Origin of the sequence: Thioclava sp. DLFJ5-1, assembly GCF_002020115.1 — a bacterium.
Classification (GTDB): domain Bacteria; phylum Pseudomonadota; class Alphaproteobacteria; order Rhodobacterales; family Rhodobacteraceae; genus Thioclava; species Thioclava sediminum.
In genome coordinates, this window is record NZ_MPZU01000006.1 from 37,467 (window position 1) to 60,199 (window position 22,733).

Annotated in this window: 23 protein-coding genes and 1 pseudogene; 10 read left to right on the forward strand and 14 right to left on the reverse strand. The window is 63.1% G+C overall.

Annotation, left to right across the window (positions count from 1 at the left end):
* Positions 1-66: 66 nt before the first annotated feature.
* Entirely contained in the window at positions 67-1,230 is a 1,164-nt protein-coding gene (locus tag BMI86_RS17240) for a LysR family transcriptional regulator (RefSeq protein WP_078542432.1), read from the reverse strand.
* Complete coding sequence (locus BMI86_RS17245) at positions 1,227-2,108, reverse strand: DUF1932 domain-containing protein (protein ID WP_143594852.1); 882 nt, start codon at positions 2,106-2,108, stop codon at positions 1,227-1,229. The genes BMI86_RS17240 and BMI86_RS17245 overlap by 4 nt, the downstream gene beginning before the upstream one ends.
* Before the next feature lie 156 nt (positions 2,109-2,264).
* On the opposite strand from BMI86_RS17245, the gene BMI86_RS17250 reads away from it, so the two are divergent.
* The 4 genes from BMI86_RS17250 (at position 2,265) to BMI86_RS17265 (ending at position 5,889) form a co-directional block, all read left to right on the forward strand.
* Positions 2,265-2,996: a PIG-L deacetylase family protein gene (locus BMI86_RS17250; RefSeq protein WP_078542433.1), complete on the forward strand. Its 732-nt coding sequence runs from the start codon at positions 2,265-2,267 to the stop codon at positions 2,994-2,996.
* Between the two features lie 93 nt (positions 2,997-3,089).
* Positions 3,090-4,055 carry a VOC family protein gene (locus BMI86_RS17255; protein ID WP_078542434.1) on the forward strand — a complete coding sequence of 322 codons (966 nt, stop codon included), beginning with the start codon at positions 3,090-3,092 and terminating at the stop codon, positions 4,053-4,055.
* Between the two features lie 21 nt (positions 4,056-4,076).
* Positions 4,077-4,748 (forward strand): 4-carboxy-4-hydroxy-2-oxoadipate aldolase/oxaloacetate decarboxylase, encoded by a 672-nt coding sequence (locus BMI86_RS17260; RefSeq protein ID WP_078542435.1) that lies wholly within the window; start codon positions 4,077-4,079, stop codon positions 4,746-4,748.
* An 82-nt stretch (positions 4,749-4,830) separates the two neighbouring features.
* Entirely contained in the window at positions 4,831-5,889 is a 1,059-nt protein-coding gene (locus BMI86_RS17265; protein WP_078542436.1) for a 4-oxalomesaconate tautomerase, read from the forward strand.
* Between the two features lie 121 nt (positions 5,890-6,010).
* On the opposite strand, the gene BMI86_RS17270 is transcribed toward BMI86_RS17265, so the two are convergent.
* The 9 genes from BMI86_RS17270 to BMI86_RS17310 form a co-directional block, all read right to left on the reverse strand.
* Positions 6,011-6,235 carry a DUF2798 domain-containing protein gene (locus BMI86_RS17270; protein WP_078542437.1) on the reverse strand — a complete coding sequence of 75 codons (225 nt, stop codon included), beginning with the start codon at positions 6,233-6,235 and terminating at the stop codon, positions 6,011-6,013.
* A gap of 452 nt (positions 6,236-6,687) precedes the next feature.
* On the reverse strand, positions 6,688-7,350 hold the full coding sequence (locus BMI86_RS17275) for an NnrU family protein (RefSeq protein WP_078542438.1): 663 nt from the start codon (positions 7,348-7,350) through the stop codon (positions 6,688-6,690).
* Positions 7,347-8,546 (reverse strand): NnrS family protein, encoded by a 1,200-nt coding sequence (locus BMI86_RS17280; RefSeq protein WP_078542439.1) that lies wholly within the window; start codon positions 8,544-8,546, stop codon positions 7,347-7,349. The genes BMI86_RS17275 and BMI86_RS17280 overlap by 4 nt, the downstream gene beginning before the upstream one ends.
* 12 nt (positions 8,547-8,558) lie before the next feature.
* Positions 8,559-8,783: an NnrT protein gene (locus BMI86_RS17285; protein ID WP_078542440.1), complete on the reverse strand. Its 225-nt coding sequence runs from the start codon at positions 8,781-8,783 to the stop codon at positions 8,559-8,561.
* A complete protein-coding gene (locus BMI86_RS17290) occupies positions 8,780-8,953 on the reverse strand; it encodes a protein NnrT (RefSeq protein ID WP_078542441.1) in 174 nt (57 codons plus the stop codon). Before BMI86_RS17290 ends, BMI86_RS17285 begins: the two co-directional genes overlap by 4 nt.
* Before the next feature lies 1 nt (position 8,954).
* Entirely contained in the window at positions 8,955-10,856 is a 1,902-nt protein-coding gene (locus tag BMI86_RS17295; RefSeq protein ID WP_078542442.1) for a VWA domain-containing protein, read from the reverse strand.
* A 10-nt stretch (positions 10,857-10,866) separates the two neighbouring features.
* Positions 10,867-11,664, reverse strand: a complete 798-nt coding sequence (locus tag BMI86_RS17300; protein WP_078542443.1) for a CbbQ/NirQ/NorQ/GpvN family protein — start codon at positions 11,662-11,664, stop codon at positions 10,867-10,869.
* A 2-nt stretch (positions 11,665-11,666) separates the two neighbouring features.
* Positions 11,667-13,016, reverse strand: a complete 1,350-nt coding sequence (locus tag BMI86_RS17305; RefSeq protein ID WP_078542444.1) for a cbb3-type cytochrome c oxidase subunit I — start codon at positions 13,014-13,016, stop codon at positions 11,667-11,669.
* Between the two features lie 12 nt (positions 13,017-13,028).
* Positions 13,029-13,481 (reverse strand): cytochrome c, encoded by a 453-nt coding sequence (locus BMI86_RS17310; protein WP_078542445.1) that lies wholly within the window; start codon positions 13,479-13,481, stop codon positions 13,029-13,031.
* Positions 13,482-13,606: 125 nt separating this feature from the next.
* On the opposite strand from BMI86_RS17310, the gene BMI86_RS17315 reads away from it, so the two are divergent.
* Positions 13,607-13,873, forward strand: a complete 267-nt coding sequence (locus BMI86_RS17315) for a DUF1858 domain-containing protein (protein ID WP_078542446.1) — start codon at positions 13,607-13,609, stop codon at positions 13,871-13,873.
* Here the strand turns inward: BMI86_RS17315 and BMI86_RS17320 are convergent.
* Positions 13,815-14,114 (reverse strand): annotated as a pseudogene (locus BMI86_RS17320) (Crp/Fnr family transcriptional regulator); the annotation flags it as partial. The gene BMI86_RS17315 and the pseudogene BMI86_RS17320 sit on opposite strands and share 59 nt — an antisense overlap.
* On the opposite strand from BMI86_RS17320, the gene nirK reads away from it, so the two are divergent.
* From nirK to BMI86_RS17345, 5 genes are all read left to right on the forward strand, one after another.
* Complete coding sequence (nirK, locus tag BMI86_RS17325; protein WP_246831762.1) at positions 14,089-15,120, forward strand: copper-containing nitrite reductase; 1,032 nt, start codon at positions 14,089-14,091, stop codon at positions 15,118-15,120. The pseudogene BMI86_RS17320 and the gene nirK sit on opposite strands and share 26 nt — an antisense overlap.
* Before the next feature lie 16 nt (positions 15,121-15,136).
* Positions 15,137-15,886, forward strand: a complete 750-nt coding sequence (locus BMI86_RS17330) for an SUMF1/EgtB/PvdO family nonheme iron enzyme (RefSeq protein WP_078542448.1) — start codon at positions 15,137-15,139, stop codon at positions 15,884-15,886.
* An 871-nt stretch (positions 15,887-16,757) separates the two neighbouring features.
* Positions 16,758-17,759, forward strand: coding sequence for a tryptophan--tRNA ligase (gene trpS, locus BMI86_RS17335; protein WP_078542449.1), 1,002 nt, complete (start codon positions 16,758-16,760; stop codon positions 17,757-17,759).
* Positions 17,756-18,307 carry a hypothetical protein gene (locus BMI86_RS17340; RefSeq protein ID WP_078542450.1) on the forward strand — a complete coding sequence of 184 codons (552 nt, stop codon included), beginning with the start codon at positions 17,756-17,758 and terminating at the stop codon, positions 18,305-18,307. Before trpS ends, BMI86_RS17340 begins: the two co-directional genes overlap by 4 nt.
* A 75-nt stretch (positions 18,308-18,382) precedes the next feature.
* Positions 18,383-18,760, forward strand: a complete 378-nt coding sequence (locus BMI86_RS17345) for a hypothetical protein (RefSeq protein WP_168173885.1) — start codon at positions 18,383-18,385, stop codon at positions 18,758-18,760.
* Between the two features lie 63 nt (positions 18,761-18,823).
* On the opposite strand, the gene BMI86_RS17350 is transcribed toward BMI86_RS17345, so the two are convergent.
* Together BMI86_RS17350 and BMI86_RS17355 are read right to left on the reverse strand one after the other, a co-directional pair.
* Positions 18,824-19,291 (reverse strand): hypothetical protein, encoded by a 468-nt coding sequence (locus BMI86_RS17350; RefSeq protein WP_078542452.1) that lies wholly within the window; start codon positions 19,289-19,291, stop codon positions 18,824-18,826.
* Positions 19,288-22,440, reverse strand: a complete 3,153-nt coding sequence (locus tag BMI86_RS17355; RefSeq protein ID WP_078542453.1) for a type ISP restriction/modification enzyme — start codon at positions 22,438-22,440, stop codon at positions 19,288-19,290. Before BMI86_RS17355 ends, BMI86_RS17350 begins: the two co-directional genes overlap by 4 nt.
* Positions 22,441-22,733 lie beyond the last annotated feature (293 nt).

Sequence of the window (22,733 nt, forward strand, 5' to 3'; positions counted from 1 at the left end):
GCGCGAGCGGGCCGGAATGACCAATAGAAACGATCCGATCAGGCATAAGCTGATGCTATAGCTGCCTTAGGTGGAGCGCACCGCCATCAGCATCTGTGCCTGCGCGGGTGTGGGCTCCCAGCCGTCGCGAAGCGTCAGCCCGATGGGGCGGCGGGTGCCGCTGAAGTCGTCGGTAAGGACCTCGACGAGCCCGCGTTCGATCTCGCCCTCGGCTTGCGCGCGCGAGACGCAAGCGAGGTGGCGGCCGTCCTGCACCATCTCGCGCATCAAGATCACCGAGCCGGTCTCAATCAGCCCGCGCGGAAGGTTCACCCCGGCATCGGAAAAGACGGCTTCGAACTGTGCGCGGGTCGGCGTGCCTTCGCGGGTCACGAGCCAGGGCCAATTGGCGAGTTCGTCCGCCGCGGGAAGCGGTTGGCCGAGAAGAGGATGATCGCGTCCCGCCAGGACGACCAGCGTGTCGTCGAAGAGCTTTTCCTGCACGACATCCCCGATCGGGGCCGGATCGCGCAGCGCGCCGATCAGGAAGTCGATCTCGCCGCGGCGCAGACCGCCGAGCAGCTCGTTATAGCTCCCTTCGAGCACCTTCACCGCCATGTTCGGGCGCGTCTTCCGGAAGGCCACGATGGCCTTCGGCAGGACATGACTGCGCGAAAGCGGCATGGCCCCGATCACGATTTGGCCGACCTCGCGTCCGCTCAGATCGCCGAGTTCCGCGCGGGCCTGCTCCAGTTCGACAAAGGCCAGCCGCGCGATGCGCGCAAGATTGGCGCAGCCGCGCGTCGGCACGATCCCGAAGGGGCTGCGCTGAAACAGCGCGCGTCCCGCTTCCTTCTCGAGCTGGGTGATCGCGCGATGGACGGTGGGTTGGGAGACGCCCAAGCGTCGCGCGGCGAGCGAGAAGTTCTGCGCCTCCGCCGCCGCGATGAGCGCCTGCAATTGCGCGCGGGTCGCGGTGAGCTTCAGACGCGGCGCGAACTCGGTCAGTTGCGTATCGAGCGCGTCGAGCGCGCGCACTGTTCTGTGGCGCAGCACCTCGCCCGCTTCGGTCGCGAACAGCCCCTGCGTCGTGCGGGTGAAGAGCGCGGTGCCCGCTTCTGCCTCGAGCTTGGCGATGGCCTGCGTGACGGCGGGCTGCGAGACATGACAGAGCTCCGCCGCGCGGGTGATCGAGCCGCCTGCCGCAACCGCGAGGAACACCCGAAGGTGGCGAAGGTTGGCGTCGATCATAGCCGCTCCAAGATTTCCCGCGCATGTGTGTCGAGGTCACCGTCGCGCCCTTTCAGCCCCATCCCGCCGATCCGATCATGCCATTCGGATACCGCCGCGGTCAGGTCTGAGGGAAGGCCCAGCCCGTCGAGTGTGCGCACCACTTCGCGCATCTCCGCTGCGCGGCGAATGCCATGCTCCATCATCCGCTCGAGGTTATAGGCAGCGCGGCTGTCCCAGCTCATTTCCGGGTTGGACGCCATGAGCGACCCAAGCACTTCGTCCGCGACACCCGCCTTACGTGCAGCGAGAAAGCACTCCGCCGTCAGCGCCTCCAACCCCTTGATCATCACCGAGCGGATCATCTTGATCGACGACGCGGATCCGACCTGATCGTCGATCCGGCGTGCTTCCATGTCCAGCCTGCCGAGCCAGGAAATCGCTTCCGTGGCACCCGGGCCAGAAAGCAAGAGCGGCGTGCGATGCAGCTTCGGATGAACAGGCGACATGACCGCGACATCGACATAGAGGCCGCCGGCCTCGGCAATCACCTCCGCCGCCGCGCGCTTGCTTTCGGGCGCGCAGGAATTGCAGTCGAGCCAAAGCGCCCCATTCGGCAGGTGGGGGGCGCATTCCCGCGCCGCCGTCACCGCCTGATCCGCCGTCACGAGGCAAAACACCGTTTTCGCATGGGCCAACGCCTCCGCCCGGTTCGCCGCCGGATGCAGTCCGAGCGCCGTGGCGGCCTCCCGGATCGGTGCGGCGGTCTCGGGCGTATCGAGCTTGAGGTCATAGCAGGTTGCACGCGCGCAGGTTTTGCGCCCCCAACCCGTGGCGAATGCGCGCCCCGCCTCGCCGAAGCCGATCACCACGATTTCCTGCATCGAATTTTCCTTCATGCGCGAAGCCCTCCCTGCTTGGGGGATATCTCGCGCAAACGGGTCCGAATTCAAAGTCAGTATAGCCTTAGCTTATACCCGGGCAAGGCTTTCCAATTTGCGATTTTCGCGCTGGCGCTCCTTATCTCGGGCCAACGCATTTCTCGAGAGGTTCCCATGTCGGAGAAGAAAACCGCCCTCGTCATTTCCGCCCATGCCGCCGATTTCGTCTGGCGTTGCGGCGGTGCAATCGCGCTGCATGCCGAGATGGGCTACGAGGTGACGGTCGCCTGCCTCTCCTTTGGCGAACGCGGCGAAAGCGCGCGGCTCTGGAAGGAAGGTAAATCGCTTCAGGAGGTCAAGGACATCCGTTACGCGGAGGCGGATGCTGCAGCCAAGGCGCTTGGTGTGCATGAGCTGGTGAGTTTCGATCTGGGCGACTATCCCCTGCATCTGAGCCAGGACGACAAGATGAAGCTGGTGGACGTGATCCGGAAGGTTCAGCCGCGTTTCATGCTGAGTCATTCGCAATACGACCCCTATAACACCGACCACATGTATACGACGCAGATTGCGCTCGAGGCGCGGATGATCGCGCAGGCCTGGGGGCACAATCCGGGCGAGAAGGTGCTCGGCGCGCCGCAGCTTTACCTGTTTGAGCCGCACCAGACCGAGCAGATGGGCTGGAAGCCCGACACCTTCCTCGACATCACCTCGGTCTGGGACAGGAAGCGCGCCGCGATGGAATGCATGAACGGGCAGGTCCATTTGTGGGACTATTACACCCGCGTCGCCCAGCAACGTGCAAACCACTTCAAGAGAAATTCCGGCGGCATGTCAGGCGGACGTGACTGTAAATATGCCGAAGGCTTCCAGTCGATCTTCCCGCGCCCGGTCGACGAGTTGTGAGGTTTTTGCCCCGGCCCGGGCGCACGGGCCGAGACGGTGTCAATGCCACGCGCTGCCAATGCCTTGCCGGGCAGGCGTGAGAGGAGGAAGACGATGAGCCAACTCCAGGAACCCTGTTACGATATCGCCCATCTGGGCCATGTCGAGATGCTGACCGACAAGTTCGAAGAGAGCCTCGATTTCTTCACCCGGGTTTACGGGCTGACCGTCTCGGGACAGGACGAGGCCTCGGCCTATCTCCGCGCCTGGGACGACTACGAATTCGCGACGCTGAAGCTCACCCGGTCGGACACGACCGGCGTCGGCCATATCGGCTATCGTGCCAGTTCGCAGGCCGCGCTGGAGCGCCGGGTTGCCGCGATCGAAGCCTCGGAGTTCAAGGTGATCGGCTGGAACGACGGCGATCTGAGCCACGGGCGCGCTTTTCGCTTTGAAGATCCGTTCGGTCATGTGTTCGAGATTTATTTCGACACGGTGAAATACCAGCATGGCGAAGCTGACAAGCCCGCGCTGAAGAACAACGCTTCGCGCTTCCACCATACTGGCGCGGCGCCGCGCAGGCTCGATCACCTGAACCTGCTTTCCGAGGACGTGACCGAATTCCGGCGCTTTATGGAAACCTGTCTCGGCTCGCGCGTGACCGAGATGATCAAGCTCGACAACGGGCGACTGGGCGGCTGCTGGTTCACCGTGAACAACAAGGGTTACGACCTCGCCTGCACCGAGGAGCATGGCGGAGGACGGGGCCGGTTCCACCATGTCACCTATGCTGCCGATCAGCGCGAGGACATCCTGCGCGCCGCCGACATCTTCCTCGAGAACGGCGTCCATATCGAGACCGGACCGCATAAGCACGCGATCCAGAACACGTTCTTCCTCTATGTCTGGGAGCCCGCCGGGAACCGTGTCGAGATCGCCAATGCCGGCGCGCGGCTGATCCTCGATCCCGACTGGGAGCCGGTCGTCTGGACCGAAGCCGACCGCAAGAAGGGGCAGGCCTGGGGCCTCAAGACGATCGAGACCTTCCACACCCACGGCACTCCGCCGATCAAGAAATAAGTCATCGCAAGGAGGCATCTCATGCCCGTCGTCGTTCAAAATATCCAACGCGCCGATCAGACCGTCATCGATGGGCTCGCTGCGGCGGGCGTCGCGACCGTTCACGAAGCGCAGGGACGCATTGGTTGTTTTCAAAGCTACATGCGCCCGATCTATTCCGGCGCGCGCATCGCGGGATCCGCAGTGACGATCTCGGCGGCGCCGGGCGACAACTGGATGATCCATGTCGCGATCGAGCAGCTGCAGGAGGGCGATGTGCTTGTGATGGCGCCGACCTCGCCTTGCGATAATGGCTATTTCGGCGATCTGCTCGCGACCTCCGCAATGGCGCGGGGCTGCCGGGGGCTGATCACAGAAACCGGCGTGCGCGACGTGCGCGATCTGACCGAGATGGGTTTCCCCGTCTGGTCGAAAGCCATTTCGGCGCAGGGCACCGTGAAAGAGACCCTCGGGTCGGTCAACGTGCCGATCGCGATCGCGGGCCAGATCGTTTCTCCGGGCGATATCGTCGTCGCCGATGACGACGGCGTCTGCGTGGTCAAGCGCGAGGATGCCGATGCAGCGTTGGCCGCGGCGCAGAAACGCGAAGCGGCCGAAGAGGCCAAGCGCAAACGTCTTGCTGCGGGCGAACTCGGGCTCGACATCTACGACATGCGCCCGCGGCTCGAGGCGAAGGGTCTGAAATACATCTGAGCGGGGCAGGGGGCGCCGCCCCCTCTTCGCGTTCCGCGAATTCACCCCCGGGATATTTGGACCAAGTCGAAGGGAGACCGATATGAGCGACGAGGGGATTCCCTGCCTGTGGATGCGGGGCGGCACGTCGAAAGGCGCGTATTTCCTCGCCGCCGATCTTCCAGCTGATCCATCGGCCCGCGACGATATTTTGCTGCGGATCATGGGCTCACCCGATCCGAACCAGATCGACGGGATCGGCGGGGCCGATCCGCTGACCTCGAAGGTCGCGGTGCTATCCCGGTCCACGCGCGACGATGCCGATGTCGATTACCTTTTCCTGCAGGTCTTTGTCGATCGTGCGTTGGTGTCGGATGCTCAGGCCTGCGGCAACATCCTCGCCGGGGTCGGGCCGGCGGCGATCGAGCGCGGATTGGTTGCGGCGACAGAGGACGAGACGCAGGTGCGCATCCACATGGTGAACACCGGAGAAGTGGCGGTCGCGACGATCCAGACGCCGGTCGGTCGCGTGCGCTACGAAGGTGATGCGGCGATCGACGGCGTGCCCGGCACGGCCGCTCCAGTGCCGCTGATGTTCGAAGGGCTCGCGGGCTCGATGTGCGGTGCGCTGCTGCCGACGGGGCGCACATGTGACACGGTGCGGGGCATCGACTGCACGCTGATTGATAACGGAATGCCCGTCGTGGTGATGCGCGCCTCCGATTTCGGTCTGACGGGCGAGGAAAGCCGCGACGAGATCGAGGCGCTGGATGAGGTCAAAGCGCGGATCGAGGCGATCCGCCGAGAAGTTGGCCCGATGATGAACCTTGGTGATGTCACCGAGAAATCCGTGCCGAAGATGACGCTGGTTTCTGCTCCCAGAACAGGCGGCGCGATTTTGACCCGCAGCCTCATCCCGCATCGCGTCCACGCGACGATCGGGGTTTTCGCGGCCGTGTCGGTCGCGACCGCTTGCACGTTGGAGGGCTCGCCCGCGGCGGAACTCGCAATATTGCCTGCCGGTGGCAGCTTCAGAATCGAACACCCTACAGGCGCGGCAGAGGTTTTGATTGCACAGGATGAGACCGGACGCGTTACCAATGCAGGCACATTGCGCACGGCGCGCAAGTTGATGGACGGTCGGGTCTTTCCGAGGTTTTAGCCGCACAAACTTTTACGCGCATAAGTGCGCCGAAATCTTGGTTTGGTCTGAATGATCTCTGAACAGTGCCCGAGTTTCATGCACCGACGCCAAAACCCCGGTGCATGTTCTTAGCTTGAGTCTAAGCTCTCTCTGCCGTCGCACGGTTCGCCAACGCGAAGGCCAAAGGGGTGGTGACTTGCGTGAAGATGAAGGCGATTGGCCACGCGATGAGCGCCTGCCGCGGCCAGTTCGCGAGCCATTCCGCAGTCGGCCCAATGGCGATGAGGGACATGGTGCCAGACATCAGGAAAGCCATCATGAAGGTGATCAGTAATTGCGCAAGAACGAGAGTCTTTCGTTTCATTTCCGTCTTTTCCAAGTTGTGGTCGGACGGGGCAGACGCAACTCCCCCGACACCGACCAATGATAGGTCGATGCCGCGGGTTCGCAGACTGGTGCGACTGGATCTCTGTTTGACAGAGGGCCGGAATAACCACACCGGCCTCGAAATCTTCTCGGCTCATGTGAGATACTACTGCAGATCACGCCCCGCAAGCCCAGCGAGAGTTCTTCTCGAAGCGATCATTACTCTTTATGAAACTGATCCAAGACTTTGCTGCGTTCTGGAATACGCCGACAGACTCTCGGCCAGCGCGCAACGCGTATCGGCTGGCCGCTCTTATAGTTTGATTATCAGCTGACAGCCCGAACCGGACGGCAGTGCCAAGCGCAACGAATGTCGGCTTCCCGTCATAGAAACTGATGGGACGTGTCAGCCTTCACGGTCATCCTCGAGGCTTTCGAAACGCGCGCACTCTAAACCAGAGCGACGCCTGCGAAATATTCATGCAGATGCAGTAGCGCCATGTAAGCCACGAGGCCAAGACCAGCCCGCCCGAGATCGGCCAGCGTGAGCCCTGCAAGGGCGGGAGCCGCTTTCGTCCGGCGCAGCGTTTGGGTCCAGACCTCCGGACCCATCTCCCGGCGGCGCTTGCGGTCGATCAGTCGCATGCCAAGCAGCGCGAAACCTCCGAGCGCCCCGAACAGCAGCACATGCGCCAGATCGCCGTTCGGCAGAAGGTGCAACCCCGCCCAGCTCGCGAGGCCCAGCAGCATCGGGTGGCGCGTGAGGCGCACGATGCCGGGGCGGTCGGGGTCGAACTCCTTGCGGCGGCTGCCGCCGAAGGAGAACGGGTTGGCATGGCCGAGCGCCACCGCGCACCACATGCAGACCAGCGCCATCCCAGCCTTTGTTGCCTCCATCGCCCAAAGGGTGGTGGGCCACAGGTAAATCGGATCGGGCCATGCGGCGGCGCGGATCAGGATCAGCAGCATCGCCGTCGACAGGAGCGAATAGCCAAGCGTGAAACCGGACCCGCCGAGCGCCGCCACCAGTCGCGCCTTCACCGACGGACGCGTCGGGATCGAATGGGTCGCGAGGAAGGCCGCGAACACTCCGCCATAAGCCAGCCACATCATTGCGCCCTCCGTCTGGGTTGCCACAGCACCGGAGCATAGAGGATCGCGAAGCCGAGGAAAGCGCCGCACCAAGCCACGCCGGAGACCGAATAAAGCGCGCTTAGGCCAAGCCAGCCCGCGAGGAGCCGTGCGATCATCGCCACGAAGAGGGCGGCATACACCGCGACGGTTCCGGCCCCGGCCTCCAGCGGGCGACCGGTATGGCCGAGCGAGGCACGGCTCATCACCGCCAGCGTCATCCCACCAAGCGCGCCTGCCGTCCAGAGATGCAGGGCGGTGGCCGGAGTGAGGGCGGCGGGGAACAGGATCGCGAACCCAAGCGTCAGCGCCCCGAGCGGCAGGCAGACATAGGCCAGATGCAGCACGAACAGGATCGGCGCGCGCAGCGTCAGCCCGCCTTTCCAGCGCCAGAGCCGCACGAGATGCAGCAGCCCGGTCGCGAGCAGTAGCGCCGCGGTCAGCTGCGCCTCGGGCAAGGTGACCCAAGCCAGCAGCGCCGCACCCGCAGCGACCATGGCGATCTTGTCGAAGCGTTGCATCGGCGGGGCAGGGCGCGCGGGGTGGTTCTCCTTGACCAGCCAGTTGCGCGTGAAGGAGGGGATGATCCGCCCCCCGATCAGCGCGACCATCATCAGCACCGCGGCAAGGCCGAGCCGCATCCCAAGCCCGTCGGCGGCATAGCCACCGCGGGCGGCTTCGATCAGGAACAGAAGGTCCGCGAGGGTGAAGACGCTCAGCAATCCCAGCACTGGCAAATTGCGCCAGTTCTCCCCTGCCACGATCTCACGCAGCACGACGCCTCCAAGCGCGAGCGGGAAGGCGAGATCGAAGCTCGCGACCAGTGCGAAAGGCAGATGCGCCGAGACCAGCAACCCCAGCCGCCCGAGCGCCCAGAGCGTGAAGAGGCCAAGGAGCGGCCAACCCACGACCGGCAGTCGTCCGGTCCAGTTCGGCACCGCCGTCAGCAGAAAGCCCGCGATCGCCGCGCCGAGATAGCCGAAGAGGAAGGCATGGGCGTGCCAGCTGACCGCGTCGAGCCGCGTCGGCAACTCGATCAGCCCAGTCAGTGCCGGCACCCAAAGCGCCATCGCCAGCGCGGCCCAGACAGCGCCGAAAAAGAAGAACGGGCGAAAGCCGCCCGACAGCAGCGCCGGGCCCTGCCAGCGGCGCATCTGTTCTGCGGAAGATAGGGCCATGATCGGCTCCTTTCAGCTTTCGGCGGCGTCCATCAGCCGCCGGATGTGACATGCGAAAGCGTAGGTCGCAGGCGCGGCAACCACCGCACCCAGACCCAGCGAGACGACCGGGGTCGCGACAGGCAGCCCGACCCACGACCCGATCAGCGAGGCGAAGAACACGTTGACCGCGAAGGCGCCCCAGCCGAACGGGTAGAGCATCAGCGCAATCCGGGCGGGGGACCAGCGCGCGCTCATCGCCGGGCGACCACCCGCGCCACCACCGCCAGTGCCGCGACGAGCGCGAGCGCCGCCAGCGCGAACCAGAACTCGGCTGTGGCCGATTGCGCCTGCGGGATCGGGCGCTCGAAGCTGGCCGCCTGTGCAGCGGCTGGGGCGAGGGCGAGAAGAAGGGTCAGTTTGCGCATGTCAGGTCTCCTGTGTGAGCGAGCGGTAGATATCGGGCAGGGCGCGCAGCAGCCGTTCGGGCCGGGGCAGCAGGGTGAAGCCGCCGCGCCCGAAAATGCGCGCGAACCAGTCCTGCCCGTCCTCGTCGATGATGACGCCGTGCAGGCTCTGGCCTGCGCGACGGGCCTCGCGTACGGCCATATGGCTGTCCTCGATGCCGTGCTGGCCCTCGTAGTGATCCAGATCGTTGGGCTTGCCGTCGGTCAGCACGATCAGCAGTTTGCGGCTCGCGCTCTCCTGCGCGAGCTGTGCCGAGACGTGGCGGATCGCGGTGCCGAGCCGCGTGTAATGGCCCGGGCGCAGCGCCGCGATATTGGCGTGGATCGGCGGCGCCATCGGGGCCTCGAAGCCTTTCACCCGCGTCAGGAACACCCGGTCGCGGCGGAGCGACGAGAAGCCCCACATCGCGAAACGGTCGTTCGCCGCGTCCAGCCCCTCGGCCAGCGCGGACATCGCCTCGCGCGCGATGTCGAGCACGCAGCTTTCGCCGATCGCGGCTTCGGTGGAGCGCGAGGTGTCGATCAGAAAGGCCACGGCGAGGTCGCGTTCCACCTTGCGCAGGCTTTGCCAGATCCGGTCGCTGCCCCGCCCGGTCGCGGCGAGATCGGCGCGGCTGGCGATGACGGCGTCGAGATCCGGCTCGGTCCCGTCGATCTGGCGCGGGCGCAGGATGCGGCGCGGTTGCAGCGCCTCGAACTGGCGGCGCACGGCGCGGATATAGCGCGGATCGGCGCGGAAGGTTTGCGTGGCTTCGGGCCGCGCGGGCGCATCGAGCACCCGGCAGTGACCCTCCATGTAGGCGCGGCTGCGGTGGTTCCATTCGGGGTAGACATGCGCGCCCGCCAGCGCCTCGTGCTCCGCCTCGGCGGGCGACAGGTCGAGATGCAGCCGCAGCCGCGTCGCAGCTTTGCGGTCGTGGCGGGTCAGGGTGATCTGGTCCTGATCCTCGGCGGCCTTGGCGGCGTTGTCCTCGTCATCGTCGTCGACCGAGCGATTGACGTTGAGTGCCTCGACCCAGGACAGGATCGACTCGAAACGGTGGATGATGAAGCTGTCGCGGCGGCGCGCCTGATCGAGATCGCGGCGCTCGCCATGCTTGCGCTGCGTGCTGGCCATCGCGGTCGGGGCGGAGGCGGGGGCATCGGCCTCTTCCGAGGCGGCGCTGCGGCCCGCGGTGTTGGGGGCAAATTGCAGCCAGATCGGCACCGGTGCGAGCGGCATGTAACCGCGTGCGCCCTCCGCCGTCTCGGGCAGCGGGGCGCGGGTGCCGTCGGCGGAGAGCTGGTCGCAAAGCGCCGCTTCCAGCGCGGCCTCGGCCGCCGGGCGCGACAATCTGCGGCGACGTGCAAGGGTGAGCGCCGCCATCTCGCGGTAGGGCGCGCGCAGTCCGATGCAGCGGCGATAGGCCAGATCGCAGGCCCGCGCATTGGCGCGGATTTGCGCGCAATCCATCGCCGGCCCGTCGGTCTCTGGAAGCTCGGGCATCGCGTCGCGGCTGAGCGCCGCCAGCGCGGTCAGCCAGAAATAAGCGGCACGGTTGAGATCAGATCGGGGGAAGACGTCCATCACCGGCGGCAGGCGCAGCCGCGCGCCGTCGAAGCGGGCGACGCGCTCGGTCTCGCGCCCGGCGCCAAGGCGGCGCCGGACGGGTTGGCGGTGACGGACCGGGGTGGCCGGGGCCTCGACGATCTCGACATCCGCACCGCCGCCAAGCGCGCGCAGCAGCAGCGCGAGCGAGGGGCGCAGCGCGGCCAGTGAGACCGCGGCGTCGGGATGGCGATCGTCCTGACCGATATCCTTGGCCAGATCGTGCCAGATCTCGCCTACGGTTTCCTCGGGCTCCATCAGGTCCATCAGTCTCATGGCGTGCTCCTCAGCCGTAGATCGTGGCGATCAGGTCGCGCAGCGCCTGCTGCACGTCCGGCTCGTCGCTGAGCGCCTGGACCACGGCGGTCTCCAGCGCTTCCTCGATCGCGATGCCCGCGCCGATCAGCCTCGCGGCATAGACCAGAAGTCGGGTCGAGACGCCTTCCTCGAGATCCATGCCCGAGAGCTTGCGGATATGCCCGGCGAGGCGCACCAGTGGCACCACATGCGCGACCGGCAGGCCGGTCTCGGCGGCGATCACGCGGGTCTCCGCCTCGGGTTCGGGGAAGTCGAAGGCGATCGACAGAAACCGCTGCCGCGTCGAGGGTTTGAGCCGCTTGAGCACACTCTGATAGCCCGGGTTGTAGGAGGCCACGAGCATGAAGCCTTCGGGGGCCACCAGCTCCTCGCCGGTGCGGTCGATGATCAGACGGCGGCGCGAGTCGGTGAGCGGGTGCAGCACCACGGTCACGTCCTTGCGCGCCTCCACCACCTCGTCGAGATAGCAGATCGCCCCTTCGCGCACCGCTCGGGTGAGTGGCCCGTCGACCCATTCGGTCTCGCCGCCCTTCAGAAGGTAGCGCCCGATCAGGTCCGCCGCCGACAGGTCGTCATGGCAGGCGACGGTGTAGACCGGCTTGTTCAGCCGCGCCGCCATATGCTCGACGAAGCGGGTTTTGCCGCAGCCGGTCGGCCCCTTCAGAAGAAGGGGCAAACCGTTGTCATGGGCGCGCTCGAACAGGGCGCATTCGCGGCCGGTCGGGTGGTAGTAGGGGATGCGGTCGTTGGTCATGTCGAGGGACATCGTCATTCTCCTGCCACGGGGGTTGCGGGACCGGGTGCGATGACTTCACGCCGACGCACCACGACGAGGGAGTAGATGAACAGAAGCGCCCCGAGCACGACCGCCGCCCCCGCGCCGAAGCGCATCAGGTAGAAGATCGACAGGCTGTCCTGCACATCCATGTAGTAGTCGCCCACGACCCGCTGCATGTGGGTCTGGATCGTGCCCGCGAAGGTCAGCACGAAGGTCATGATGGCCATGCCCCCGGTCATCAGCCAGAACGCCCCCATATTGAGCACCTGGTTGTAAGGATCGCGCCCACGCAGCATCGGCATCGCATAGGTGAAGACCGCGAGGTTGAGCGCCACATAGGCCCCGTAGAAGGCGAGGTGGCCGTGCGCGGCGGTGATCTGCGTGCCGTGGCTGTAGAAGTTCACCCCATGCAGCGTGTGCAGGAAGCCCCAGACGCCCGCGCCGAAGAAGGCCACGGTCGATGAGCCCAGCGACCACAGGAGTGCTGCCTTGTTGGGGTGGTTCTTGCGGCCTTTCCAGACCATCACGAAGGCGAAGGACATCATCAGAAAGAACGGGATCACCTCGAAGGTCGAGAAGATCGAGCCCACCCACTGCCAGTAGCCCGGCGTGCCGATCCAGTAGAAGTGGTGCCCGGTGCCGAGGATGCCGGAGAACAGCGCGGTGGCGACGATGACATAGAGCCATTTCTCGACCACCTCGCGGTCGACGCCGGTCAGCTTGAGCATCAGGAAGCCGAGGATCGCGGCCATCACCAGCTCCCAGGTCGCCTCGACCCAAAGGTGGACAACCATCCACCAATACATCTTGTCGAGCGACAGGTTGTCGGGGTTAATGAAGGCGAAGATCCACAGCAGGCACAGCAGCCAAAGGCCCATCAGCAGCACATTGGTGATCGCGGTCTTGCGACCCGCCAGCACCGTCAGCGAGATGTTGATCAGGAAGATCACGGCGGCGACGAGAATGCCGAACTTCACCCAAAGGGGCTGTTCGAGGAATTCGCGCCCGCCATGGATGCCGACGAGATAGGAGCCGACCGCGCCCAGCGTCCCGATCATCAGGATCGCGAGTTGCAGATAGGCGAGCTTGACCGAGAATATCTCGCGCTCGCTTTCCTCGGGCACGAGGAAATAGGCCGCGCCGAAGAAGCCCAGCAGCAGCCAGACGATCAGCGCATTGGTGTGGATCATCCGGATCACGTTGAAGGGCAGGATCTCGGAGAGCGTGTTCGGCGAGACGTAGATCCAGCCGGCCAGAAGCCCGCCCAGAACCTGCACGCCGAACAGCAGCATCGCGCAGTAGAAATAGGCTTTCGCCACGGATTGAGATTGGTATTTCATCGGGGTGTCTCCTCAGCCCGCATCATTGGGCGGCCAGCCCTGCGTGTCGGTGTGATCGGCCCAGCGGAGGAATTCCGCGAGCGCGCGCATGTCCTCTTCGCTGATCTCGAAATGCGGCATCTGGCGGCGGCCCTCGATGCCGGAGGGCTGCGCCGCGATCCAGGCGTCGAGCGTCTCGTAGGCGCCCTGCGGATCGTCGGCGACGCCCCAGCGGGTCATCACGTTGCCGACCTCGGGCGCGAAATAGGCGCCCTCGCCATGCAGGGTGTGGCAGTTGATGCAGGAATTGCGTTCCCACACGCCCTTGCCGCGCGCGACCTGTTCGGTCAGCGGCGCGGAGGCGGTCGAGTGGTTCACGATATAAAAGTGGCTCTGCGCGGTCAGTGCGATGAACACCAGCACGAAGAAAATGGATCCTCCGTAAAAGATGTTTCGCGCCCGCGACTTGGTCAAGATTTCAGCCATTGGGGCCTCCCTTGGGGGTCAGTCGATGGCCCGAGGGATAGCGGCGTTCGCAGTTGGGAAGTTTGCGCCAGCACAACGTTTGACTGGATTGCCGGGATTAGCTTGGTCGGCAGAGAGGTCCCGCCATGTCAAAAGCCAGCTGGAAGAACCCCGATGCCACGCTCGACGCGCTGATGCGCGATTGGCCTGCCACGATCGAGGTATTCATGCGTCACAAGATGCTCTGTGTGGGCTGTCTCGTGAACCCGTTCCACACGATCGACGATGCCTGCACCGAATATCGGCTCGATCTCGACGACTTCATCGCCGAGCTGGACGCGGCTATTGCGGCGTCTATCGAGACGGCGGAGCCTCGCCCCGGCAAATCAGCACCAGACGGTGCGGATCGGTGACGGTGATCCGCTTGCGGCGGCTGGCGACCACTCCCTGCTTTTCCCAAGCGCTCAATAGCCGCGAGACCGTGTGCAGCGTCGTCGCGGTCATTTCCGAGAGATCCTGCCGGGTGATCGGGAAGTCGATCTCGATCCCGGTCTCGACCTTGCGCCCGGTCTGATTGATCAGGCGCAGGAGCGCATTCGCCACCCGCTGCTCGACCTGCTGGGTCGCCATCTCGACGATGCGGTTGTTCATGTCGGGCTATACCCGCGTCCAGCAGGAGCTTGTCGCACCGCCCTTCGCGCCCAAACATGAGCAAGTCGCGACCGGTGGCCCGAAGATCGTCGAGATCCGGATGGAGACCCGCGAGGTCCTGCTGACGGTGGACGAGGACACCGGCGCCAGCATCTGGGCGCTGACCTATAACGGCTCGGTTCCCGGCCCGCTGATCATCGTGCACCAAGACGACTATGTCGAATTGACCCTGAGCAACCCTGCCGCCTCGCAGATGGAGCACAATATCGACTTCCATGCCTCTTCGGGCGCTCTGGGCGGCGGTGGCCTGACCCATGTCTATCCCGGCGAGGAAACGGTGCTGCGCTTCAAGGCGACGCGGCCGGGCGTGTTCACCTATCACTGTGCGCCGGGCGGGGCGATGATCCCCTATCACGTCACCCACGGCATGAACGGCACGCTGATGGTGCTGCCGCGTGACGGGCTCAAGGATGCCGAGGGCAACCCGCTGCGCTACGACACGATCGCCTATATCGGCGAGCAGGACTTCTACCTGCCGATGGACGAGAACGGTGATTACAAGACCTACGAAGTCGCCGGCGAGGACTTCGCCGACAGCGTCGAGGCGATGCGGACGCTCACGCCGACCCACTCTGTCTTCAACGGTTCGGTCGGCGCGCTCACGGGCGAGAACGCCTTCAAGGCCAAGGTCGGCGACACGGTTCTGATGATCCACAATCAGGCCAACCGCGACAGCCGTCCGCACCTGATCGGCGGTCATGGCGACCATGTCTGGGAGAACGGCAAGTTCGCCAATCCCCCGCAGAAGGATCAGGAGACCTGGTTCATCCGCGGCGGCAGCGCGGGGGCCGCGATGTATACCTTCCTGCAGCCGGGCGTCTACGCCTATGTCAACCACAACCTGATCGAGGCCGCCCTGCTGGGTGCCACGGCCCACTTCGTCGTGGACGGCGCTTGGGACAACGCTCTGATGGAGCAGGTGACGCCGCCCCATGTGGTGGAAACCTGAGCCAAGGAGACCGGAGATGATCGCCAAGCTCGCTTTCCTCGCGCCCCGTCGTTCCCTTCGGAAGGTGCTTGCGGCGGGCGCGGCGATCATCGCCCTCGGGGCCGCGTGGGGTTTCCTGCGCGGTCCCGATCTCGACTACGTGCCGCAGATGGCCGAGCGGGTGGTGACGCTGCCCGACGGCCATGCGATCTACGTTCAGAAATACGAAGTGACGGTTGCCGAGTGGAACCGGTGCCACGCGGACGGCGCCTGCGAGCTTGCCTTACGCGCTCCGCCCGGCAGCGAGACGGCGACGACGCCGGCCACCGGGCTGAGCCATGTCGATGTCGAGCAGTATCTGGGCTGGATCAATCGCAAGGCGCGCCACGACTTCCGGCTGCCGACGATTGCCGAATGGCAGTTCATGGCCAAGGACGTGCTACCGGAAAAGGAAGATCCGATCTTCACCGATCCCGATCTGACATGGGCTTCGACCTACCTCACGAGCGGCCTCGCGCCGCGAAAGCTCTCGCCACGGGGCAGTTTCTCCACCAGCGCCGAGGGGATCGTCGATCTCGACGGCTCGGTCTGGGAATGGACGCAGGACTGCTATGGCGGGGAGGGTGGCGGCGCAGTCGATCCGAAGAAATGCGCGGCCTTCTTCGCAGGCGGCGAGCATGTCGCAGCGATCCCGTTCCTCGTCCGCGACCCCGCGCGGGGCGGCTGCGCCGTCGGAAGCCCGCCCGCGCATCTCGGCCTGCGTTTGGTCAGTGAAACCCGGATATGATGAGAACCGGCGACAGTTCTGCGGAGCCTGGCCGTATGGCCGTTCCCAATTGGCCAAAGTCGACACACTCTCTCCAGTCAACCTCGCATGCCTGGACCCTGGGCTCTCGCGCAGCGAACGACCGCTCCCCGCCCTTTGTCGGGCCGAGATCAATAACTGCCGATCGAATCTCTTACAGAGTAAGCGCCAAACAGAGTGTCCTCCCAGGGTGAAGCCAACCTGTTGCTCAGGAACCGAAACTGGGCCTGAAACCCTTCAAAAGAGACTGATCAGAAGCCGAGAATCTCTTGTGCCCGCCTTGTAGGCCGAAACGCCAGAAACGAAGCCTAATGGGCGTTTCGCGAAAACTTATGGGCAGCGCGAAGCGTTATGCGCTGCCCTAAAACCCGATGTAGGGTGGCGCGAAGCGTGTCGCGTCCAATCTCGATATATCGGATTTTTTCGAACTGTTTCCGCCCATAGTATTTCGCGGAAACTGCCTAAAGGTTTTCGCTTCTGGCCCACAAGTTTTCGCGTGAATTTCACGATTTCCAAGGTTTGGAAAACACCTGCTTGTCAACTGGATTCAAACCACAAATTTCTTCTTTTGGAAAGTGAAAATCAGCCAATATTCCGTGCGTTTGCCTTCAGTAGATGGGTCGCCGTCGCTGCCGCCCCAAAACGCGGTTGGCTGGCGATATCCTTGCGTTGACGGGCGTGCTCGGAGCCTCTATGCACCTGGTCATGGAACACATGATCGCCACCGCAAACTTCTGGTGGCCGGCCAGCTGATAGGCGGCCGGACGCTTCATGCTACCCGGGCCGCCGCGAAGGCGGCCTTTTCTTGTTTCCAGCTTCCTTTGCGGCGTCCCTCCCATCTTGAGAGGACACCATGACCCAACCCATACTCCTGACCGGTGATCGCACGACCGGCCCCCTGCATCTCGGCCATTATGCCGGGTCTTTGCGCTCGCGGCTGGACCTGCAGGACAGCCTTGAGACCTATCTGCTTCTGGCTGATGCGCAGGCGCTGACGGACAATGCGCATGATCCGGCGAAGGTGCGCCGTAACGTGATTGAGGTGGCACTCGACTATCTCGCCGTCGGGATCGACCCCACGAAGAGCACGATCTGCCTGCAATCGCATCTGCCGGCACTGGCCGAGCTGTCGATGCTCTATTTGAACTTCGTGAGCGTTGCGCGGCTGGAGCGCAATCCGACGATCAAGACAGAGATCGCGGCGCGCGGGTTCGGCCGCGACATTCCCGCGGGCTTTCTATGCTATCCCGCAGCGCAGGCAGCGGACATCACGGCCTTCAAGGCCACCGTCGTTCCGGTCGGAGAAGATCAGGCGCCGCTCATCGAGCAGACCAATGAGATCGTGCGTCGGATCAACGCCGTCGCGGGGCGCGATGTCTTGCCCGAGGCGCGGGCGATCATCCCGCGCGCCGGGCGTCTCCCTGGCGTTGATGGGAGGGCCAAGATGTCGAAGTCGGGTGGCAATGCGATCCCGCTCTCGGCGACACCCGATCAGATCTCGGCAGCGGTGCGCGCGATGTTTACCGATCCGGCACATCTGCGTGTCGAAGATCCCGGTCGTGTCGAGGGAAATGTCGTCTTCACCTATCTCGACGCCTTCGATCCGGATACCCAGACCCTCGAGGAGCTCAAGGCGCGGTATCGGCATGGCGGGCTGGGCGATGGGCAGATCAAGAAACGGCTCGACGAGATCCTTCAGGCCCTTGTCGCACCGATCCGAAACCGGCGCGCGGAGTTTGCCCAAGAACCGGATTTCGTGCTCGACGTGATCCGGGCGGGCACGGAGCGCGCGCGAGTGGTGACAGAAGCGACGAAAAAGGAGGTGGTCGAGGGTCTCGGCCTGTTTGCTCTATGACAACTATCGATCATTTCACGCGCATCCGTTTCCTCGACTTCGAGGCATGTTCCGTGAGTGCCGCATCCTGGCCCATCGAGATCGGGGTCTCTCGTCTGCTGTTCGGAGAAGAGGGCGTCAGTGTTGCTACTTGGGACAGCACGATCCGACCGGATACAAGTTGGCCGATTTCCGAATGGTCGGAGAAGAGTGCGAAGGTCCACAACATCCCTTTCAATGAGCTTCTTGATGGGCCCGACGCGATCGCCGTCGCGGAAAAGGCATTTGAAGAGCTCCGGGGGTGCGTGGTTCTGTCCGATGCGCCGCCTTATGAGACACTATGGCTGGATCGTTTGCTTGCGCTCATTGGACGCGAGGGAGAGATCTTCATCGAAGACTTTCATGCGGCGTCGTTCCGCTCGTTTTCAGGGCGTGTGCTTGATGATCTCTATGAGTTTCTGGAGCGCCATCGCGCGCCGCACCGGGCGGGGCGAGATAGCGCACGCTTGGCTCGGTCTTGGATGCGGGCATTGGCAAGTGACGCGCAAGGGACGCCTGGCAACAGGTAGTGCGAGGGCGATACTCCGCGTTGCCGTCTACGATCTTGATGGGTTCGTCGAGCGTCTTGAAGCAGACCTATGTGTGTGAATGGCGGATCGATAAGCCGCGACATCGTCGGGCGCCGGCATTTCGCCGGTCAGCGCTTTGCACGCCTGAACATCTTCGAGCGACAACTCGGACAGGGTTGCAATCTGGTCCTGTGTCAGGTTCGCGGCGTCGCGCAGAGCTCGAAGCTTTATCGCAAGATGGATCTTATCTCGAAATTCGGCTTCGCGCTCGGCTATCTCTGGGCGCGCCTCAAGGATGGCGTCTCGGAAACTCTTCATAACCCAATCTTAACACGGTTCGAGCGTCCACGGGAGCCGCGAGTTCCAGAAAGACTGAACGGCGGGCGCGAGATGCAGGTGGAGTTTTTCGGCGGAACAAATGCGATAAACAGGTCGACCCTCGTCGATGCTTAGAGGCTGAGAGACAAAGCGTTGCGACACGAAACGTCGCAAGTGGCTATAAGCTTTCGGAAGCTATCAAAGTTTCGGGATCGAGTAGATATAGCCGCGTGTTCGCATGGTGCCATCTTCAAGCTCAAAGCCACAAACGGCATCGAGGCGCGCGCCTATCAGATCGTTGCGCAGCTTATCTGGCATGGATGCTTCGATCTGGATCTTCGCATTTGCATTCTCGGCCTCATCTCCCGAGTAGCATTTCGACCACTTGTCAGCCAGCCAACTTGGCACGTCCAGCGGCACGCCCAAGTAGTTCCGATCCGGGGTTTCCATGGCAAGACGACGAAACAACTTCGGTATGGGTGCGGACTGCTTCCGGTCCTCTGGCAACGAAACGATCGCCCTAAATCCACTCGCAAAGGAAATGGGATACTCGTTGTCGGCAAGGTCTGGGAGGCTGAAATACCCGCCGCGATGGAGATCATAGCCCACGTAACCGACATAGCCCAAGACACCGACCACCGCTGCACGCCAAATCCACTTCATCATTGACCCTGCCCTTCCTCACTTGTGCTTTCCGTTCCGAGCGTCATGCTGATCGTGCCCATGATCCGGTCGGTCTCGGACAGGATCTTCAGGATGCGCTGATAGTGCTGGATGTCCTCGAAGCTGAGCGCGCGGCCCTTGCGGTCCTTGAGCCATTTCTGGGCGGGCTGGTAGCCGCCGATCCAGAAGTCCCAAGCGCCGTCCGGCACATCGTCAAAACCCTGCGTGTCGTTGATCCAGATACGGCTGCCCTCAAGGCGCGTCTTATCCACGATGTCGTCACCCTCGCCAGTAAAGGGATAGGGGGTCGCGCCGATCGCTTCGGGCTGCATCAGGTGCAGGCGGCGCAATTCACCCCCCTTGGCGGCAATATCCCAGAACTCTGCCGGTGAGGCCGGCCAAGGGATGCGCGGAAAGTCGATCTTCAGGAATTCCGCATAGGTTTCGCGGTAGGCGGGGCAATGCAGCACGCCATAGATGTAATCGAAGGTCGCCACCTCGTCGGGCTCGCCATGTGCGGCATCCGCCGCCAGAGCACGCAGCGTTTTCCAGAGCTTGGGATCGAGGTTGATGCGGCGGGTTTGGTCAAGGTCTTGCTCGGTGGGGTAGAGGTAGAGGGGAAAGACATAGTTGATGTCGTAGGCGTCGTAAGCCTTGTGGGCGCATATCGTTGACGCAACCAGCGCGCCGTTCTGATCCTTGCTTTGCTTTGCAACAACCAGACCCAATGCGCCTTCATGAAGCATGTGCCTCATGACCTTCTCGCGCCACCGCCAAAGAATACGATTGTCGAAATAGGTCCTGCGCATGTCGAAGGGGCGATATACCAGCGAGACAGGATTTGGCGGCGGCTCTTGGGACAGAGAAGCCTTATTCCCCAGTATCCACTGCGCGTAATTCTTCCCCAGCGCATACCGAGATTTCAAAGAAAGTTCGGTGTTCTCGTTTTGCGTCAGATCGTCGAGGTGCGCCTGCAGTTCGGTGTCGTTTTCGGCCAAAGCAAAACCATCCCCCATCGTCACAATGCCAGTCACCGTGACAGAGAGAAGATCGGGAAGCGGAATTCCCTTTTGATATTGCTCCGCAAATTCGGAACGCTGGGGAATATACGCGAACTGCGGGGCTTCACTGGAGACTTTCTGATAGCGCTCGCCTGCGAGATGCTCTTCAGAAAGCATCCGGTTCTTCGAGCTCCGGGAGCCCCACAGCTCTGCATGGTAGACGCTGGCCGGCGTCTTACTACTACCCTTCTTTTTCACCGCAATGATGATCGCAACGCCTTGCTGAATATCGAAGACGTTTTCATCGGCACCACCGTCCGGCGTGACCTCCTTCTTGTTCGCATTCCCGTGCAGATCCAGCACATAGATCTTGTCGAAGGTCTGCATCAGGTGCCAGCGCATGCCCCGGAAGGTGGGGTTGTCGAGATAGCCATGATTGGTGATGAAGCCCAGGACACCCTCGCCGGTCTTCTCGATCAGGCTTTCCGACAGGCGGATGAACTTCACATAGTCGTCGTGCAACCAGTGCTTGCGCTCACCGAAATGCACTCCGTCGACATATTTGTAATCCTCGATCAGACCGTTGATCCAGTCGCCCATGTTCTGGGAAATCCCCGAATAGGGCGGATTGCCGATCACGCACATGATCGGCATCTGGCGCTTGATCGTGTTGGCCTCGCGCGCCTCGCGGGTCAGCCATTGCGCCATGAACAGGTCACGCACGTCGCGCTCACCCTCTTCAAGCGAGTTGGTCAGGTAAACGCCCAGCCGCGGTGCCTTGATCGGCTTGTAGCCAAGTTCCGTCAGCACCATGTCGAGCTTCATGTGGCACATCGCGTAAGAGGCCATCAAAAGCTCGAACCCATGAAGGCGGGGGATCAGGCTTTCCTCGACATAGCCCGACCATTTGCCTGGCGCCATGCCTTGGATCTTCTCGGCAATCCGGGCGATAGCCTCGGCCAGAAAGGTGCCGGTGCCAGTCGCCGGATCGAGAATCTGGACTCGGTGCAGTTCCTTGCGGATGGTGACGGGCTTGCCGTTCTTCGTCTCGCCCGTGTCCCAGTCGGACACGGTGATTTTTGACGTGTCAGCCAGGCCCAGCGGCAGGCCGAATTCGGTCTGCAGCACCTCGTCCACCGCGCGAATGATGAATTTCACCACCGGCTCGGGCGTATACCAGACACCGCGCGACTTGCGCTTGGCGGGGTTATATTCGCTCAGGAAGTCTTCGTAGAAATGGATGAACGGGTCTTGCCGCTTGGTGAGCGAGCCAAAGCCCGCCATGACCTTGGCCATGTCGGTAGCCTGAAAGATATCGGCCAGATCGTCGATCACCCAGACGAGGCGGTCATCGAGGGTCGGCCCGGCGATATAGCCGAAAAGCGAGCGCAGGAACGGGTTGGATTTCGGCAGCAGATGCAGCGCTTCCTCGCGCGAGAAGTCGCTGGGCGTTTCGTCGTGCAGGCGCGCGGCGAACATGCCATAGGCGATGGTCTCGGCGTAGATATCCGCGAATTCATCGGGCTTGATATCATGCAGGAGCTGTTCCTTGAACGCCTTGTATTGGCCCAAGATGTCGGTCAGTCCGGTGCTTTCCTCGGCCTTGATGTCTGCTGTCAGTGACTTGCCGAGGATGTCCTTGATAAGGACCGCCTTGCCCGCCATCAGCTTGGCCAGCGTGGCGGGTGAGCGGATCGTCTGCGGTCGCTGCGCGGCGAAGTCCTTGAGCGCGTGTTCCAGCGCGCCGAAGGCATCGGGGATCGGGCGCCAGCCCATCATTTGCTCGCCGATGGTGACCTCGTGACGTAGCTCTCCGTCCTTGTAGAAGAGGAAAGTCAGGCCGTTTGTGTATATGAGATTGGGCAGCGCCTTGCGGTAGCGATTGAACTGCTCCTTTCCCTCCTTGGCAATATAGCCCTTGAGGTCGATCACAAGGTCTTTTGCCTCGCAGTGGCCTATCACCAGGTCGCCTCGGTGGAACGAAAAATCCGGCGCACCCACATCGGTCAACCGCTTGGGTTCGTTCTGCGACCGGATATCGGGGTCGATGGCGTCGAAGAGCTTTTGCAGGACCGGACGATAGGAGTGCTCGGTCGCGTTGCCCAGTGCGTTGATGGCGACCAAATCGTTGAAATATCCCAGAATATCCATCGTGCCTCTCCCGCAATCGGGGCGAGAATGGCCTGTTTCGCGCGGTTTGCCCATAGGCTTCAGCCGGTTAAATTTTTTTATTGCTCCCCCTGTGCTTTCGTGAGGTATGCCCCTCCACTCACAGTCCTCCGGCTGCGGATAGTCCTACGTTATGACTAAATAGCCGTTTTCGATTTACGTCGTCGATGGCGCCGCTTCATTGGAAGTTCGTTCTTGCTCCCATCGCCTAGCTCAGCAACGAACCTATTCTATTTCTTTCGCCCTCATATTGCCGATTATCGGACTCTCGAGCC